Below are 14,966 nucleotides of genomic sequence, written 5' to 3'. Positions count from 1 at the left end.
GCCCCGAGGCGCCCCGCACCCCGGCGGCGGCAGCCCACGCCGGACTGGCGGGGGCTCGCCCTCTCCGGGCTCGGCGGGACCGTGCGCCTCTGCCGGACCCAGCCCGGCAGCGTTCTGGGCTCGCTGGCGGTACTGGGCGCCGTCGCGGCGGTCTGCGTGAACGCGCTGGGCTCGCAGGCGGGCCGCCACCCGGCCCCGATCCTGCCGAAGCCGGCGGTGGTCGCCTCGGCCAAGGCGCCGCTGCCGAGGGAGGCCGCAAGACCTGCGCCCGAGCGTCCCCCGGAGGTGCAGCGACCGGCCGAGCCCGTCCGGACCGCCGAAGCGAGACCGGAGCCGCGCAGGGAGGCGGCCAAGCCTGAAGCCAAGCCCGACCCGATCGCCGCGCTGATCCGCTCCGAGGAGACCACGGCCTCGGTGAGCCCGAAGGACACCGCCGTGATCCAGGCCCAGCGGGCCCTGAACAAGCTCGGCTACGGCCCGCTCAAGGCCGACGGCCTGATGGGCCCGGGGACCCGGGCGGCGATCGAGAAGTTCGAGCGGGCCGCAAAGCTGCCGGTGAAGGGCGAGCCGGCGGGCCGGACGCTGCGCGAACTGTCCCAGAAGGCCGGACAGGGCTGAGGTCCGGCGCGAGGCACGGCTTGCATCGCCGCGCGGGGGCGCGCATCCCGGCGCGTCCCGAGGGTTCCCGATGCCGCGCCTGCGCTCCGACTTCTTCGTCTCCGCCCATCTGCGCCGCCTCGACGTGGCGAACATCCCGGCCGTGCTGCGCCGCCGCGGCGCCGCGGAGGCCGGTTCGATCTTCGTGAAGGTCGATCGCCTCGACGGCAGCGCCGACCTCTATGGCCCCGCCCCGCAGGCCCTGTTCGACGACGAGAATTCGGGCGACCGCCGCTTCAGCCCGCTCCTCCAGGGCTCGACGCCCCTCGACGTCGAGGAGCGGCTGGCGAAGGAGGCGCGGTTCGACTCGGATCTCTGGATCATCGAGATCGACGACCGGGCGGGACGGCATTTTCTGGATCTGGCCGAGTAGCGGGTCTCAGATCGATCCCACCGTCCTGAGCCGCGCCCGCGGGTGGATCTCGGCCTGGCTCATCACCGGGGTCTCGCGGCGGAAGCGCTCGATGATCGAGCGCACGAAGGGCCGGGACTGCGCCGAGGTGACGAGGACCGGCATCTCGCCGAGCCGGGCCGCCTGCTCGAAGCGGTCGCGCACCGTGTTGACGAACTCGGAGAGCTTCGAGGGCTGCATCGCGAGGTAGCGCTCCTCGCGCTCGCCCACGATCGAGTCGAGGAAGGCCTGCTCCCAGGCCGGCGACAGGGTGATGATCGGCAGCATGCCGTCCGGCCCCTGGTACTGCGCGCAGATCTGGCGACCCAGGCGGGCGCGCACGTGTTCCACGATGTCGCGCGGGTTCTTCACCGCGCCCGCCACCTCGGCGATCCCCTCGATGATCGCCCCGAGATCGCGGATCGAGACCCGCTCGGCGAGCAGGAACTGCAGCACGCGCTGGATGCCGGTCGTGGAGATCTGGGCCGGCACCACCTCCTTCAGGAGCTCGCCGTGTTCCTTCGGTAGCTCGCGCAGAAGCTTCTGCACCTCGACGTGGTTGAGGAGTTCCGAGACGTGCGCCTTGATGATCTCGGTGAGGTGCGTCGAGACCACGGTCGCGGCATCGACCACCGTGTACCCCTTGAGCTGGGCCTGGTCGCGAAGCCCCGCGTCGATCCAGGTGGCGGGCAGGCCGAAGGTCGGTTCCAGCATGTGCTGGCCGGGCAGCTGCACCTGGCCGCCCATCGGATCCATCGCCATGAACTGGCCGGGGAAGATCTTGCCGGTGCCGGCCTCGATCTCCTTCACCCGCACCACGTAGGCGTTGGCCTCGAGCTGGACGTTGTCGAGGATACGCACCGAGGGCATCACGAAGCCGAGTTCCGCCGCGAGTTGGCGGCGCAGCGCCTTGATCTGGTCGGTGAGCCGGTCGCCGGCCTCGCCGTTGACGAGCGCGAGCAGCGCGTAGCCCATCTCCAGCTTCAGGTCGTCGAGCTTGAGCAGGTCGGTGACCGTCTCCTCCTTGGCGGCGGCCGCGGCTGCCGGATCGGCGGGCTTTCCGTCCGCGTCGAGGGGCGGCGCCTCCTTGGCGGTCTTGGCGATGCGCCACGCGGCGTAGCCGGCGCCGCCCGAGAGCAGCAGGAAGGGCAGGATCGGCATGCCGGGCAGGAAGCCGATCAGGATCATGACGCCCGCCGACATGCCGAGCGCCTTCGGGTAGTGCGCGAGCTGCTTGCCGAGCGCCTTGTCGGCCGAGCCCTTCACGCCCGCCTTCGAGACCAGGATGCCGGCCGCCGTCGAGACGATCAGCGCGGGCACCTGAGAGGCGAGGCCGTCGCCGATGGTGAGCAGCGTGTAGCTCTTGGCCGCCGCGCCGAAGGGCATGCCCTGCTGGGCCACACCGATGATGATGCCGCCGATCACGTTGATGAAGGTGATGAGCAGCGCCGCTACCGCGTCGCCGCGCACGAATTTCGAGGCGCCGTCCATCGCACCGAAGAACGAGGATTCCTCCTCCAGCGCCGCGCGCCGGGCCTTGGCCGCCTTCTCGTCGATCAGCCCCGCCGAGAGGTCGGCGTCGATCGCCATCTGCTTGCCGGGCATCGCGTCGAGGGTGAAGCGCGCCGCGACCTCGGCGATGCGGCCCGAGCCCTTCGTGATGACGACGAAGTTCACGATGATCAGGATCGCGAACACGATGATCCCGATGACGAAATTGCCCCCCATCACGAAGTTGCCGAAGGCCTCGATGACGTGGCCGGCCGCCGCCGTGCCCTCGTGGCCGTGGCCGAGGATCAGGCGCGTCGAGGCGAGGTTCAGCGCCAGCCGCAGCATGGTGGCGATGAGGAGCAAGGTCGGGAAGACGGTGAATTCGAGCGGGTTGTCGATGAACAGGCCCGTCATCATGATCAGCACCGACATGATGATCGAGACGGCGAGCAGCAGGTCGAGCAGCACCGCGGGCAGCGGGAAGATCAGCACCGCCAGGATGCCCATCACGGCGGTGGCGAAGAACAGGTCCGAGCGCTTGGACAGCGCCTGGAGGTCCCCGCGATTGGGCATCGTGAAGCCGGAGAGCGCGCCCCCGATCCCGCCCTTGGCCGGCATTGTGGCCGTGTCGCTCATGCCCGGTCTCTCACCCGCCCTCGCGCCCGGAGCCTCCGGCTCCGGACGGACACGGCAAGATTTGCCGGGTGCATGGTTAGCGGGACGTTAATCGGAACCCCGGCGCGCGCCCGGGGCTTGTGACGGAACAGGCCGCCACGGGACAGCGCACGGAATCGAGGCCCGGCGGCGCCACACCGATCGCCCCCACGAGGATCGCCGCCGATGCGCAGCCCGCTCCTGCCCGCAGCCCTTCTGGCCCTCATCGTGACCGGCGCCTCCGCGCAGGAGCCGCAGGCCAGACCGCAGGCGGCCCCCGAGGCGCCGCACGGACAGGGCGCGGTCGGCGAGCCGCTCCAGCCCGGCGCCAACAGCTTCACCGAGGCCCAGGTGCGCGAGCGCTTCGCCAAGATGGGCTTTGCCGAGATCACCGACCTGAAGAAGACCGACCAGGGCATCTGGCAGGGCACCGCCACCCACGCGGGCAAGCAGGTTCGGATCGGCATGGATTACCGCGGCAACGTCGCCGCCCAGTAGCGGCGGCCCGCCCCACACAGACCCGGAGACAGACCATGGCCACACGCGCCGTCACGGCCCTGTTCGACGATTACGAGGCGGCGGCCCGCGCCGTCGACAAGCTGGAGGCGGAGGGCATCCCGCACAGCGACATCAGCATCGTCGCGAGCGATCCCAAGAATCGGATCGGCGGGCGCACGCCCACCGCCCGCCCCGCGGCCGAGGAATCGGACGCGGCGGACGGCGCCGGCACGGGCGCGACGCTCGGCACGGTACTGGGCGGCGGCGCCGGCCTGCTCGCCGGTCTGGGGCTTCTGGCGATACCGGGCGTCGGCCCGGTGGTGGCGGCGGGCTGGCTCGTCGCAACCGTGACGGGAGCCGGCGTCGGCGCGGCGGCCGGCGGCCTGATCGGCGGCCTCACCGGCGCCGGGCTCAGCCAGCACGAGGCCGAGACCTACGCGGAGGGCGTGCGCCGCGGCGGCACCCTGGTCACCGCGCGCGTCGATGACGGGCTGGCCGACCGGGCGCTGGCGATCCTCGACAAGCACGGCTCGATCGACCTCGACGAGCGCGCCCAGGGCTGGCGCGCCGAGGGCTGGACGGGCGGCGGCGCGACGGACGGGACGGCGTCCAGCAGCGCGAGCGGCCTGGGCACGGCGAGCGCCGCGGGCGCGGCGTCCGGGGGCCTCGGTGATCCGAGCGCGCCCGCGACCGCCGGCCTGCCGAAGACGACCGACGTGGCGCGCGAGGAGCCGGGCCGGCAGACGGGTACCGCCCCGGCGCCGGGCCAGACCCACGGCGCGACGACGCGCTGAGGCGTCATGCGGCTTCCGGCCGGTCCCTTCGCGTGTTGCTGTATCCCTCTCCCCGCCGAGCGGAGGGAGGGAGGAGCTACAGCTTGAGGCGCTGAGGCAGCGTGCCCGTATCGGACATCCCGAAACGAGAAAGGGCCGCCCCCCGGGCGACCCTTTCCGATTCGCAGTTTGGCGCGCTTCAGGCCCGCAGGCGGGTCCGGACCTCGCCGAGGCTCGACCGGATCAGGTTCTGGGCGGCGTCGCCCTGCATCCGCTCGCGCAGGATGGTCTCGGAGACCTTCACGGCGGCATCCGCCGCGGCGGCGCGGACCTGGGCCTCGGCCTGAGCCTCGGCCTGGGCGATCTTCGACTCGGCCGCCTTGGTGCGGCGGGCCACGAAGTCGTTCAGGCGCTGATGACCCTCGGCGGCGGCACGCTCGGCCTCCTCGCGGGCGCTCGCGACGATCGCCTCGGCCTCCCGCTCGGCCTCGGTGCGGCGGCGCTTGTAGTCCGCCAGCACGGCGGCGGCCTCTTCGCGCAGGCGCTTGGCCTCGTCGAGTTCGTTGCGCACGCGCTTGGCGCGGCTGTCGAGCCCCTTGGTCATCGCGCCGAAGGCCCCGGCCTTGGCGGCGAGCGCCAGGAAGACCACGAAGGCGACGAGGACCCAGAATTCCGCGGTGAGCAGCATGGTTGTGGGTTCCTACTCAGTGCGCGGTGGCGTTGAGGGCGCGCTCGACGCTGGCCTGGTCGGGGGCCTGGCCGGTGAGGCGCTCGACGATGGCGGTCGCGGTCTCGCCCGCGATGGTGCGGACGTTGCCCATGGCCTGCTCGGTGCGGCCGCGGATGGTGGTCTCGGAGGCGGCCAGACGCTGGTTCAGCTCGGCCTCCAGCGTCTTGCGCTTGGTCTCGGCCTCGGCCGAGAGCGCGTTGCGGGTCTCCTGGGCAATCTCGCGGGCCTTGCCCTGCGCGTCGGCGAGCGACTTCTCGTAGGCCGCGCCCGCGGCATCGGCCTCGGACTTCATGCGCTGGGCCTCGTCGAGGTCGGCCGAGAGCCGGGTGGCGCGATCGTGCAGGATGCCCTGGATGCGCGGCAGCGCGATCTTCGACATCAGGTAGTAGAGCAGGCCGAAGGCCAGCGCGAGCCAGACGATCTGCGCCAGGAAGGTATGGGTCTCGAAGGGCGGGAAGGCGTGCTTCTCGGCCGGGTGCAGGATCTCGCCCTTGCCCGCGTAGGTGTCGGTCCCGGGCGGCGGAGTGGTGAGAGGGTTCGGCTGCGCCATGGTCCCGTCCTGAAAGGAGTGTGAAAACAATCGAGCGCTCGCAGGTCTAGCCCGAGCGCTCGGTGTCTCTCGCGAAGCTCCCGCCGCGTCGCCGTGGCCGGAGTGGGATCCGTCGGGATCGGGAGCTTTGCGGGGAACACCTGAGCCGTGCCCGTCGCCGCGGCGGACCCGCGGCGACGGAGCGATCCCGCCTCAGACGGCGAAGAGGAGGAGCAGCGCGACGAGCAGCGAGAAGATGCCGAGCGCCTCGGTCAGCGCGAAGCCGAGAAGCAGGTTGGTGCGCTGGCTGTCGGCGGCCGAGGGGTTGCGAAGCGCGCCGGCGTAGAACTGGCCGAACAGGTTGCCGAGGCCGATGCCCGCGCCCGCCATGCCGAGGCAGGCGAGACCGGCGCCGATGTACTTCGCAGCGACGGGATCCATGAGTAACTCCTGAGGTTTCGAACGATTTTCGTTGCGCGGAGGGAGGCCGGCCGAGGGTTCTCAGTGGCCGGGGTGAAGGGCGTCGGCGAGGTAGACCGCCGTCAGCGTCGCGAAGACGTAGGCCTGCAGGGCCGCCACTAGGAATTCCAGGGCCGTCAGCGCGATGGTGAGGAAGAGCGGGAGCGGGGAGAGGATGCTCCAGGCGCCGGCGAGCAGGAGCTGCGCGACGAAGAAGGCGAAGATCTTGAGCGCGATGTGGCCCGCCAGGATGTTGGCGAAGAGACGGACCGAGAGGCTGATCGGGCGCGAGATGAACGAGACGATCTCGATCGGCACCATGATCAGCAGGAGGGGCTTGGGCACGCCCGCCGGGATGAACAGGCCGAGGAAGTGGCTGCCGTGCTTCATCACGCCGTAGATCACGACCGTCGAGATCACCAGGAAGGCGAGGCCGAAGGTGATGATCAGGTGGCTGGTCACCGCGAAGGCATAGGGGATCATCCCGAACAGGTTCAGGATGAGCACGAACATGAACAGCGAGAAGACGAGCGGCAGGAAGCGCTGCTCCTTGTCGCCGGTCGCCTGGTGCAGCGTATCGGCGATGAACTCGTAGAAGACCTCGGCCAGCGCCTGCATCCGGCCCGGCACCACCGAGCGGCCGGCAGTGGCCACGATGGTGATGAAGGCGATGACGCCGACGGCGGCGAACATGTAGAGCGCCGACTGGGTGAAGGCGATTTCCTGGTTGCCGATATGGCCCAGCGAGACGAGCGGCTTCAGCTCGAACTGGTGGATCGGGTCGATGCTGGCCGCCATGCTCTTGCTTCTGCTCCCTCGCGCGCTCGGGCGGCCTTGGCGGCCCGCCCCGGGCGGCTAACCCGAATCCGTGTCGACCCTCAAGGGCCTTTGCGATCTTTTGGGCCCCCGGGGCCGTTCGTCCCCGAGAAGCCGGACAGACGCATGATGTTGTAGACGCCCGTCACGAACCCCAGCAGCACAAGGACGATCATCCCCCAGGGTTTCGTCCCGAGGAAATGGTCGCACAGCCAACCGAGGATTCCGCCCGCGATGATGGCGGCGATGAACTCCGTGGAGAGCGTCATCGCCTGCCCGAGGGAGGAGTGCGCGGACGGCCCTGGACGCGGCGAAGGATCGGAAGAGGCCGCGGGCCGCTTGCCGTCGATCTGCGTCTCGAGACGTCTGAGCCTCGCGGAGAGTTCGCTGTCCGTGGGTGCCCGGTCTCCCTGCCCCTCGCCCTTGGTGTCGTTGCCGCTCACGGCGCGACCTCACAGTGTCGAGAGGACCCGGAAACGAGGCTTGCCCCCTTCAAGCGCGGCGCACCATAGTTTCGCCCCTATGGCGTGTCAAGGCACGGACAACATCAACCAAGTCACTGCGAAAGTTGATGTTTTGGCGTTTTCCGGGCCCGCCGGGACAGCTTGGCCCTCGATAAGCGTCGCCGCGGCGCTCAGGCCCCGAGGATCGGCTTGATCACCTTCTCCATCCCGTCGATCGTCATCTCGCCCTTGTAGCGCTCGCCGTTGATGAAGAAGGTCGGGGTGGAATCGACCTTGAAGGTGTCGAGGCCGCGCTGCTTCGTGGCGTTCACGCCGTCGTAGAGCTTCTGGTCCTTCAGGCAGGCCTCGAACTTCTCCTTGCTGATGCCGGCTTGGCGCAGCATCTGCTCCAGGGCGTCCACGGGCTTCTGCTGGAAGGCCCAGGCCTGCTGCTGGTCGAAGAGCAGGTCGGTGATGGGGTAGTACTTCGCGTCGCCGTCGCAGCGCGCCAGCATGAAGGCCGCGGTGGCCAGCGGATCGAGCGGGAACTCGCGCAGGGTGAAGCGCACCTTGCCGGTGTCGATGTAGCGCTCCTTGAGCGCCGGCCAGGTGGTGCGGTGGAAGGCGGCGCAGTGCGAGCAGGTCATCGAGGCGTACTCGATGATCGTGACCTTCGCGTCCTTCGGACCCAGCCAGACGTCGCCGAGCGGGCCGGGCTGCATCAGCGCGGCGGCGTCCACGCCCTGCGCCAGGGCCGGCAGGCCGAGCTTCGGCAGGATGACGGCCGCGCCCACGGCGAGCCCGGTGAGTTTCAAAGCGTCGCGCCGCGTGATCATGTCGTGACTGGCTCCGCTGATGGTCGGACGATCTCCGGGTCTGCGGTAGCGGGGCCGGACGGCGCTTGCAAGGCGACGAATCGACGGCGGTCCAGGCCTCGCCGGGTTACGGGGATGGCCCTGCGGCCGCGGCGATCCTCAGACCGCCTTCTCCTTGAGCTTGTGCTCGATCTCGTGGGCATCGAGGCCCGGGGCGGTCACCGGAGGCTCTGGCACGGCCGGCGTCTCGTTCCTGCCGACCGCGGCCGCGAGGCGCGAACGCTCGAACATCAGCACGATCACGATCGAGGCGAGCAGCGGCAGCCAGAGATAGAACACCCGGAAGACGATCACCGCAGCGATGACGGCGTCCTTCTGGGCGGCGTCGGTGATCTGCATCGCCGTGATGAAGACCAGCTCGAACACCCCGAGACCGCCGGGCGCGTGCGAGGCGAGCGCCAGCGAGAACGAGGCCAGGAAGATCGCCAGAACGGTCAGGAAGTCGACACCCATCGACTCGGGGAGCGCGAAGTAGATGATGCCGGCCGCGCCCAGCAGTTCCAGCGGCGCGGCGATCAGCTGGCGGCCCATGATGCCGGGGCGCGGATATTCCAGCTTGAACGCGCGGATGTGCAGCGGCGGCAGGCGCAGGACAGAGCCGGCGACGTAGAGCGCCACGAAGGCCAGCATGCCGATGCCGACGACGAGCGCGGTCTTCGGGTCGGTGAAGACGGCCGGGAGCTTGCCCTCGAGCCGCGAGAGCAGGTGCGGGTCGAGGACGAGGGTCAGGCCGCCGAGCGACACCGTGCCGAGGAAGAAGGTGAAGGAGCACAGCGCCACCAGCACCGCGACCTGCGCGGCCGAGAGCCCCTTGGCGGTGTAGGCCCGGTAGCGCACCAGCGCGCCCGAGAAGACCGAGGCGCCGATATTGTGCGAGAGCGCGTAGGTGGTGAAGGAGCAGAGCGAGACGAACAGCCACGAGATGTGGCGCACGCCGAGATGCAGCAGCGCGATCCGGTCGTACCAGGCCAGCGCCGCGTAGGCGACGAGGGTCGAGACCAGCGCCAGCAGGATCCGGTGCGGCGGGATCGCCAGGATCGCGCCCCAGATCGCCGAGAGCGAGGTGGACTTCAGTTCCTGGTAGAGGAAGTAGCCGGAGACGACGACGGCCGCGAGGCCGACGAGCGGCCAGATGAACTCGCTGATCTTCTTCATGGCACTCTCGTCCCCGGATCGGCGACCCTGATGCGCCAGGAACCGGCGCGCCGCAAGCGGGACGGGCCGCCCCTGCCGGGCGGGTGATGTCAGGCGATCGTGACCGTTTCGTGTGGGGCCCCCGGGATCGATCTCCGGCGGCGGAGCCGAACGCCGCGCGGGCGGCGGCGCATCCGGCCGGGTGTCGCGCAACGAAAAAGCCCGCCCCGTTCGGCCGGGGCGGGCTTCGGCAACGATCAGGACAGGGCGATCAGCCCTGCGGCCACTCGCGGATGTCGACGAAGCGGCCGGCCACCGCCGCGGCGGCGGCCATCGCCGGGGAGACGAGGTGCGTGCGCCCGCGCGGGCCCTGGCGGCCCTCGAAATTGCGGTTCGAGGTCGAGGCGCAGCGCTCGCCCGGCCGCAGCTTGTCCGGGTTCATGCCGAGGCACATCGAGCAGCCGGGCTCGCGCCAGTCGAAGCCCGCCGCCTTCAGGATCTTGTCGAGCCCTTCCGCCTCGGCCTGCGCCTTCACCAGCCCGGAGCCCGGCACGATCATCGCCGACACGCTCTGGTGCACCTTGCGGTCGCCGACGACCCGCGCGACCTCGCGCAGGTCCTCGATGCGTCCGTTGGTGCAAGAGCCGATGAAGACCCGGTCCAGGGTGATGTCGGTGATCTTGGTGCCCGGCGTCAGGCCCATATAGGCCAGCGCCTTCTCCTTCGACTGCCGCTTGTTCTCGTCGGCGATCCGGGCCGGATCCGGCACGAGGCCCTGGATCGAGATCACATCCTCGGGGCTGGTGCCCCAGCTGACGATCGGGGGGAGGTTCCCCGCATCCAGCCGCACCTCGCGGTCGAAATGGGCGCCCTCGTCGCTGACGAGGCTCTCCCAGTAGCGCCGCGCCGCGTCGAAGGCCGCGCCCTGCGGCGCCTTCGGGCGGCCCTTCACGTACGCGAAGGTGGTCTCGTCGGGCGCGACCATGCCGGCCCGCGCCCCGCCCTCGACCGTCATGTTGCAGATCGTCATCCGGCCCTCCATCGAGAGGGCGCGGATGGCCTCGCCCGCGTACTCGATGACGTGCCCGGTGCCGCCGGCCGTGCCGATCTCGCCGATGATCGCCAGGATGATGTCCTTCGCGGTGACGCCCGGCGGCAGCGCGCCGTCGACCGTGACCCGCATGTTCCGGGCCTTCTTCTGCACCAGCGTCTGGGTGGCGAGCACGTGCTCGACTTCGGACGTGCCGATGCCGTGGGCCAGCGCCCCGAAGGCGCCGTGCGTCGAGGTGTGCGAGTCGCCGCACACGATCGTCTGGCCGGGAAGCGTGAAGCCCTGCTCCGGCCCGATGATGTGGACGATGCCCTGGCGGCGATCCAGCGCGTCGTAGAACTCGATGCCGAAGTCGCGCACGTTCTCGGCCAGCGCCTCGAGCTGCGTGCGGCTCTCCGGATCCTCGATCCCCGCGCGCCGGTCCGAGGTCTGGACGTTGTGGTCCACGACCGCCAGCGTCTTCTCGGGATGGCGCACCCGGCGGCCGGCCACGCGCAGGCCCTCGAACGCCTGGGGGCTCGTCACCTCGTGCACGAGGTGGCGGTCGATGTAGAGGAGGCTGGTGCCGTCCGGCTGAACATCGACGACGTGGTCGTCCCAGATCTTGTCGTAGAGCGTGCGCGGGCTTGCCATGGCTTGGAGTTCGCTGTGGGGACCGACCGGGGCACCCGATGCACCCGGCTTGGAACCTCTCTTAGTAGGGGTCCGAGGCGAGAATCGGAAGAGGCGCCGCGCCGCCGCCGCGGGATGGCTGGCCGGCTTCTGTCGCACGGGTGCCGCGCGCGGGCGGCGACAACCGGCCCGGATGCGGTATGTGGAGGGATAGGCGTGCCCCGCGCGCCAGCCGGAGTCCCAACCGTGAGCGAGCCCGCCCCGCCCGAGATCCTGATGCTCCGGCCGATGCACCCGGTCGTGGCGGAGGCGCTGGGTGCCCGCCTCACCCTGCACCGGGTCGACGGCGCCGCCGACCCGGAGGCGCTGCTGAGAGAGGTCGCGCCCCGCATCCGCGGCCTCGCGGTCGGCGCGCAGACGCCGGTCGACGGCGGCCTGATGGACCGGCTGCCGAAGCTGGAGATCGTCGCCAATTTCGGCGTCGGCTACGACACGGTGGATGCGCGGGCGGCCGCCGCCCGGGGCGTCGTCGTCACCAACACGCCGGACGTGCTCACCGACGAGGTGGCCGACCTGACCCTCGGCCTCCTGCTCGCCACGCTCCGCCGGATCCCCCAGGCGGACCGCTACCTTCGGGCCGGACGCTGGCCGCAGGCGCCCTTCCCGCTCTCGCCGTCCTTGCGCGGGCGCCGGATCGGCATCCTCGGCCTCGGCCGGATCGGGCGCGCCATCGCGCGCCGGCTCGAAGGGTTCGGGGTCGAGATCGCCTATCACGGCCGCTCGCGGCAGGCGGACGTGCCCTACGCCTACCACCCCACCCTCGTCGGCCTCGCCGAGGCCGTGCACGTGCTGATCGTGGTGGCGCCGGGCGGCCCCGGGACCGCGGGGCTCATCGACGCCGCGGTGCTCCGGGGGCTCGGGCCGGAGGGCGTCCTGATCAACGTCGCCCGCGGCAGCCTCGTGGACGAGGCGGCGCTGGCGGCGGCGCTGGCGGACGGCACGATCCAGGCGGCCGGGCTCGACGTGTTCGCGGACGAGCCGCACGTGCCGGCGGACCTCGTGGCGTGCGACAACGCGGTACTGCTGCCGCATGTCGGCTCCGCCTCGCACCACACCCGCGCGGCGATGGGCCGGCTCGTGGCCGACAACCTGCTCTCGTGGTTCGAGGGGCGCGGGCCCCTGACCCCGGTGGCGGAGACGCCCTGGAAGGCCGGCGCCGAGCCATCCGAGGCGCCCGGCCCCGAGACATCCCGGAAGGTCGAGGCGTGAGACAGCTCCCCCTCGCGGCCCTCGCTGCCCTGCTGGGCCTCGGCGCGGCCGCGGCGCAGGAGGCGATCCCCGCCCAGCCGCCGCAGTTCCCGCCCCTGCTGCCTTCCGCGCCACCGGACCTCACGCCCGCCGCGCCGGAGGCACAGCCGACCTCTCCGCCGCCGGCCGATCGCCTGCCGGATCGATTCACCGGCGTCCCCGGTACCTGGGACCTCTCCCGCGACGGGACGAACCGGCGCTGCGTGATGACGCTCGGCCTCGACAACGGGCCGGTGGGGCGCAAGCTCGCCTTCCCGGCGGGCTGCCGGAGGGCGCTGCCGCTCACCGCCACCATGGTCGGCTGGCTCTACACAGAGGGCGGCGTGCGCCTCGTCGACAAGAACGTGCGCCCGCTCCTGATCTTCACCCCCCGGCCCGACCGGGGCAGCTACGGCGCGAAGGCGGAGAGCGGCGAGGTCTACAGCTTCGTGCCCCTCGATATCGCGGCGATGCGTCCGCCCGCGCCCGAAGCGGCCCTGCCCTCTGCAGCGCCGCCATCGGAGGCCGCCTCCAGCGTCGCCGGACAGTCGGCTCCGGCCGCCCTCCCCGCGCCCGCGGCGGGCGCCCCCGAGCCCGGCCTCTACGCGCTCGACCGTTACCGCGACCGCGATGTCTGCCGGCTCGAACTCGCCGGCGGTGGGGCCGTGTCCCTGATGCCGGGCTGCCGCGACAGCGGGATCGAGGTGTTCGGGCCCGCCGGGTGGAGCTTCGCCGCCGGCCGCCTGACGCTGACGGCCCGGCGCGGCCACACGGTCGGCCTGGTGCCGAACGGCGAAGGGGCCTGGCGGCGCGACCCGGAGACCGGCACCACCTTCGTCCTGCGCAGGGTCGAGCCCTGAGACCGTTGCCAAGTCCATCCCGTAGACCAGAGCTCAGCCCCGGGCCCGCGCGAGGTCCCGGACCTTTCGAAGGCCCGACGGGGTCGGCGCCCTACCCGACCTGATCCTGCACCGGCATCATGCGCTCGTGCAGGCCGTCGCGGCGCACGGCGACGTGCCAGACGGTCGCCAGGACGTGCAGGCCGACCAGCAAGTAGACCGCCCACTGCCCGGCGAGGTGGACGGACTGGAAGATCTTCTGCAGCCCCTCGTCCTTCGGCAGGCCCGGCACGGTGAAGAGCCAGAAATACGGGGTCGAGCGGCCCGCCAGCGCGCTGAGCAGGTAGCCGCTCACCGGCATGATCAGGAAGACCGCGTAGAGCAGCCAGTGGTTGATCCGGCCGAGCACGGCGAGCGCGGCGGGCATGCGCGGCTCGGGCGGCGCCGGGTGTAGGATGCGCCAGACGATGCGCACGACCACGAGGGCGAACAGCGTCAGCCCCACCGACTTGTGCAGCACGAACATGTCGCCCTTGGCCGGCGCGTCCCGGGCGAGGCTCGTCGCGATCCAGGCGAGGGGCAGCACCGCGGCGACGAGGAGGGCGGTCAGCCAGTGCAGCGCCTGCGCGACCCCGTTGTAGCGCGGCATGCCCGAGGCGGTGACGTAGGTGGGCGGCATCGTTCGCTCCGGCGCGGCCTGGATTTGATCCAAGTTAGATCCGGACGGGGCGAAGGGAATGGCCGCCATGGACGGGGCGGGCAATCGCGCTACAAACTCCGGCTCGAGGCTCATACGGATGTGGACGCCATGCCCCTGCTGCGCCGCGAGGCCCTCGTCCTGATCGGTGCCGCCCTGGCCCTACCCGCCCGCGCGGCGGAGGGTCGGGCCACGGACTTCGCCTTCGACAAGCCGGAGGGCGGCCCGCTGCCGCTCTCCGCGTTCCAAGGCCGGCCGATCCTCGTCGTCAACACCGCGACCGCCTGCGGCTTCGCCGGGCAGCTCTCCGGGCTCCAGGCCTTGTGGACCCGCTTCCAGGACCGCGGCCTCGCGGTCGTCGGCGTGCCCTCCCCGGATTTCGGAAACCAGGAGCCGCTCGACGGGCCGGCGATCGCGGAAGCCGCGCGCAAGAACCACGGCGTCACCTTCCCGCTCACCGCCAAGACCCGCGTGAAGATGCCGAACGCCCACCCGTTCTACGCCTGGGCGGCCGCCCAGCGCCCGGGCGAGACCCCGCGCTGGAACTTCCACAAATACTTGGTTGCCCGGAACGGCGCCCTGGCCGGCGCCTTCGCCACCCAGGTCGAGCCGAACGACCCGCGTGTGATCTCGGCGATCGCCGCGGAACTGGACAAGGCCTGAGGGCGCTCAGGCCGCGAAGATCGCGCGTCGCCCTTGCCAAAGCCCGAAAAACCCCCTATGCGCCGCCCCTCGCGTTCGCTCCGGCCGGGGGCTGAACGGACGGTGCCGCCTGCCGGCACAGGGCCTTGGCCCGTCGTCCCGTGTCTCCGCCTTCGATCAACCGCTCGGGCCATCATCACGGCTCGAAGGGCTTGGCGCCGGGCAAGCGTGAACGAACCGGCCCGGCGACCCGCGCAGCGCGTCACGGGCCTCATCCACGATGAAAGGCCCGAAATGCCTCTCTACGAGCACGTGCTCCTCGCCCGCCAGGACGTGACGTCCCAGCAGGTCGAGACCATGATCGACACCTACAAGGGTGTGATCGAGC

Annotated in this window: 17 protein-coding genes and 1 pseudogene; 8 read left to right on the top strand and 10 right to left on the bottom strand. The window is 71.2% G+C overall.

All coding sequences use genetic code 11. The features are described from left to right. Window positions 1–618, top strand: a 618-nt coding sequence (locus AX737_RS38195; RefSeq protein WP_066922456.1) for a peptidoglycan-binding domain-containing protein, incomplete at its 5' end; no start/stop codon positions are given. Window positions 619–688: 70 nt separating this feature from the next. Next, window positions 689–1,030: a DUF1491 family protein gene (locus AX737_RS38190; protein WP_066922452.1), complete on the top strand. Its 342-nt coding sequence runs from the start codon at window positions 689–691 to the stop codon at window positions 1,028–1,030. A gap of 6 nt (window positions 1,031–1,036) precedes the next feature. On the opposite strand, the gene flhA is transcribed toward AX737_RS38190, so the two are convergent. Further along, a complete protein-coding gene (flhA, locus tag AX737_RS38185; RefSeq protein WP_066922450.1) occupies window positions 1,037–3,175 on the bottom strand; it encodes a flagellar biosynthesis protein FlhA in 2,139 nt (712 codons plus the stop codon). Window positions 3,176–3,379: 204 nt separating this feature from the next. On the opposite strand from flhA, the gene AX737_RS38180 reads away from it, so the two are divergent. Next, on the top strand, window positions 3,380–3,691 hold the full coding sequence (locus AX737_RS38180; RefSeq protein WP_066922448.1) for a hypothetical protein: 312 nt from the start codon (window positions 3,380–3,382) through the stop codon (window positions 3,689–3,691). 35 nt (window positions 3,692–3,726) lie between these two features. Further along, window positions 3,727–4,485 (top strand): general stress protein, encoded by a 759-nt coding sequence (locus AX737_RS38175; protein ID WP_238229319.1) that lies wholly within the window; start codon window positions 3,727–3,729, stop codon window positions 4,483–4,485. 178 nt (window positions 4,486–4,663) lie between these two features. On the opposite strand, the gene AX737_RS38170 is transcribed toward AX737_RS38175, so the two are convergent. The 8 genes from AX737_RS38170 to leuC form a co-directional block, all read right to left on the bottom strand. Beyond that, entirely contained in the window at window positions 4,664–5,149 is a 486-nt protein-coding gene (locus tag AX737_RS38170) for an ATP F0F1 synthase subunit B (RefSeq protein WP_197430585.1), read from the bottom strand. 19 nt (window positions 5,150–5,168) lie between these two features. After that, a complete protein-coding gene (locus tag AX737_RS38165) occupies window positions 5,169–5,744 on the bottom strand; it encodes an ATP synthase subunit B (RefSeq protein WP_066922444.1) in 576 nt (191 codons plus the stop codon). 192 nt (window positions 5,745–5,936) lie between these two features. Further along, on the bottom strand, window positions 5,937–6,164 hold the full coding sequence (locus AX737_RS38160) for a F0F1 ATP synthase subunit C (protein ID WP_066922442.1): 228 nt from the start codon (window positions 6,162–6,164) through the stop codon (window positions 5,937–5,939). 60 nt (window positions 6,165–6,224) lie between these two features. Then, the gene (locus AX737_RS38155) at window positions 6,225–6,980 is read right to left on the bottom strand and encodes a F0F1 ATP synthase subunit A (protein WP_066922440.1); all 756 of its coding nucleotides are present in this window, start codon (window positions 6,978–6,980) and stop codon (window positions 6,225–6,227) included. Between the two features lie 80 nt (window positions 6,981–7,060). Next, window positions 7,061–7,441, bottom strand: coding sequence for an AtpZ/AtpI family protein (locus AX737_RS38150; RefSeq protein ID WP_066922438.1), 381 nt, complete (start codon window positions 7,439–7,441; stop codon window positions 7,061–7,063). Window positions 7,442–7,632: 191 nt separating this feature from the next. Then, window positions 7,633–8,277 (bottom strand): thioredoxin domain-containing protein, encoded by a 645-nt coding sequence (locus tag AX737_RS38145; RefSeq protein ID WP_066922436.1) that lies wholly within the window; start codon window positions 8,275–8,277, stop codon window positions 7,633–7,635. Window positions 8,278–8,415: 138 nt separating this feature from the next. Next, window positions 8,416–9,471 carry a lysylphosphatidylglycerol synthase domain-containing protein gene (locus tag AX737_RS38140; RefSeq protein ID WP_066922434.1) on the bottom strand — a complete coding sequence of 352 codons (1,056 nt, stop codon included), beginning with the start codon at window positions 9,469–9,471 and terminating at the stop codon, window positions 8,416–8,418. 250 nt (window positions 9,472–9,721) lie between these two features. Further along, window positions 9,722–11,134: a 3-isopropylmalate dehydratase large subunit gene (gene leuC, locus AX737_RS38135; protein WP_066922432.1), complete on the bottom strand. Its 1,413-nt coding sequence runs from the start codon at window positions 11,132–11,134 to the stop codon at window positions 9,722–9,724. 255 nt (window positions 11,135–11,389) lie between these two features. On the opposite strand from leuC, the gene AX737_RS38130 reads away from it, so the two are divergent. Further along, window positions 11,390–12,382, top strand: a complete 993-nt coding sequence (locus AX737_RS38130) for a 2-hydroxyacid dehydrogenase (protein WP_066922454.1) — start codon at window positions 11,390–11,392, stop codon at window positions 12,380–12,382. After that, window positions 12,379–13,260, top strand: a complete 882-nt coding sequence (locus tag AX737_RS38125) for an AprI/Inh family metalloprotease inhibitor (protein ID WP_066922430.1) — start codon at window positions 12,379–12,381, stop codon at window positions 13,258–13,260. The genes AX737_RS38130 and AX737_RS38125 overlap by 4 nt, the downstream gene beginning before the upstream one ends. Before the next feature lie 91 nt (window positions 13,261–13,351). Here AX737_RS38125 and AX737_RS38120 read toward each other — a convergent pair whose 3' ends face one another. Further along, window positions 13,352–13,918: a cytochrome b gene (locus AX737_RS38120; RefSeq protein ID WP_156453722.1), complete on the bottom strand. Its 567-nt coding sequence runs from the start codon at window positions 13,916–13,918 to the stop codon at window positions 13,352–13,354. A 129-nt stretch (window positions 13,919–14,047) separates the two neighbouring features. On the opposite strand from AX737_RS38120, the gene AX737_RS38115 reads away from it, so the two are divergent. Together AX737_RS38115 and AX737_RS38110 are read left to right on the top strand one after the other, a co-directional pair. Next, window positions 14,048–14,599, top strand: a complete 552-nt coding sequence (locus AX737_RS38115; RefSeq protein ID WP_066922427.1) for a glutathione peroxidase — start codon at window positions 14,048–14,050, stop codon at window positions 14,597–14,599. A 273-nt stretch (window positions 14,600–14,872) separates the two neighbouring features. Next, a pseudogene (locus tag AX737_RS38110) lies at window positions 14,873–14,966 on the top strand (30S ribosomal protein S6); the annotation flags it as partial.

Origin of the sequence: Methylobacterium sp. CCH5-D2, from assembly GCF_001556475.1 — a bacterium.
GTDB lineage: Bacteria > Pseudomonadota > Alphaproteobacteria > Rhizobiales > Beijerinckiaceae > Methylobacterium > Methylobacterium hispanicum.
Note: the sequence above shows the minus strand (reverse complement) of the source record. Positions and strands in the feature narration are given on the sequence as shown.

Bases quoted from the DNA above. Each gene is read 5' to 3' on its own strand.
- leuC (WP_066922432.1), bottom strand. From the start codon at position 11,134: ATGGCAAGCCCGCGCACGCTCTACGACAAGATCTGGGACGACCACGTC.
- AX737_RS38115 (WP_066922427.1), top strand. From the start codon at position 14,048: ATGCCCCTGCTGCGCCGCGAGGCCCTCGTCCTGATCGGTGCCGCCCTG.
- AX737_RS38180 (WP_066922448.1), top strand. From the start codon at position 3,380: ATGCGCAGCCCGCTCCTGCCCGCAGCCCTTCTGGCCCTCATCGTGACC.
- flhA (WP_066922450.1), bottom strand. From the start codon at position 3,175: ATGAGCGACACGGCCACAATGCCGGCCAAGGGCGGGATCGGGGGCGCG.
- AX737_RS38140 (WP_066922434.1), bottom strand. From the start codon at position 9,471: ATGAAGAAGATCAGCGAGTTCATCTGGCCGCTCGTCGGCCTCGCGGCC.
- AX737_RS38130 (WP_066922454.1), top strand. From the start codon at position 11,390: ATGCTCCGGCCGATGCACCCGGTCGTGGCGGAGGCGCTGGGTGCCCGC.
- AX737_RS38175 (WP_238229319.1), top strand. From the start codon at position 3,727: ATGGCCACACGCGCCGTCACGGCCCTGTTCGACGATTACGAGGCGGCG.
- AX737_RS38145 (WP_066922436.1), bottom strand. From the start codon at position 8,277: ATGATCACGCGGCGCGACGCTTTGAAACTCACCGGGCTCGCCGTGGGC.
- AX737_RS38165 (WP_066922444.1), bottom strand. From the start codon at position 5,744: ATGGCGCAGCCGAACCCTCTCACCACTCCGCCGCCCGGGACCGACACC.
- AX737_RS38160 (WP_066922442.1), bottom strand. From the start codon at position 6,164: ATGGATCCCGTCGCTGCGAAGTACATCGGCGCCGGTCTCGCCTGCCTC.
- AX737_RS38155 (WP_066922440.1), bottom strand. From the start codon at position 6,980: ATGGCGGCCAGCATCGACCCGATCCACCAGTTCGAGCTGAAGCCGCTC.
- AX737_RS38190 (WP_066922452.1), top strand. From the start codon at position 689: ATGCCGCGCCTGCGCTCCGACTTCTTCGTCTCCGCCCATCTGCGCCGC.
- AX737_RS38120 (WP_156453722.1), bottom strand. From the start codon at position 13,918: ATGCCGCCCACCTACGTCACCGCCTCGGGCATGCCGCGCTACAACGGG.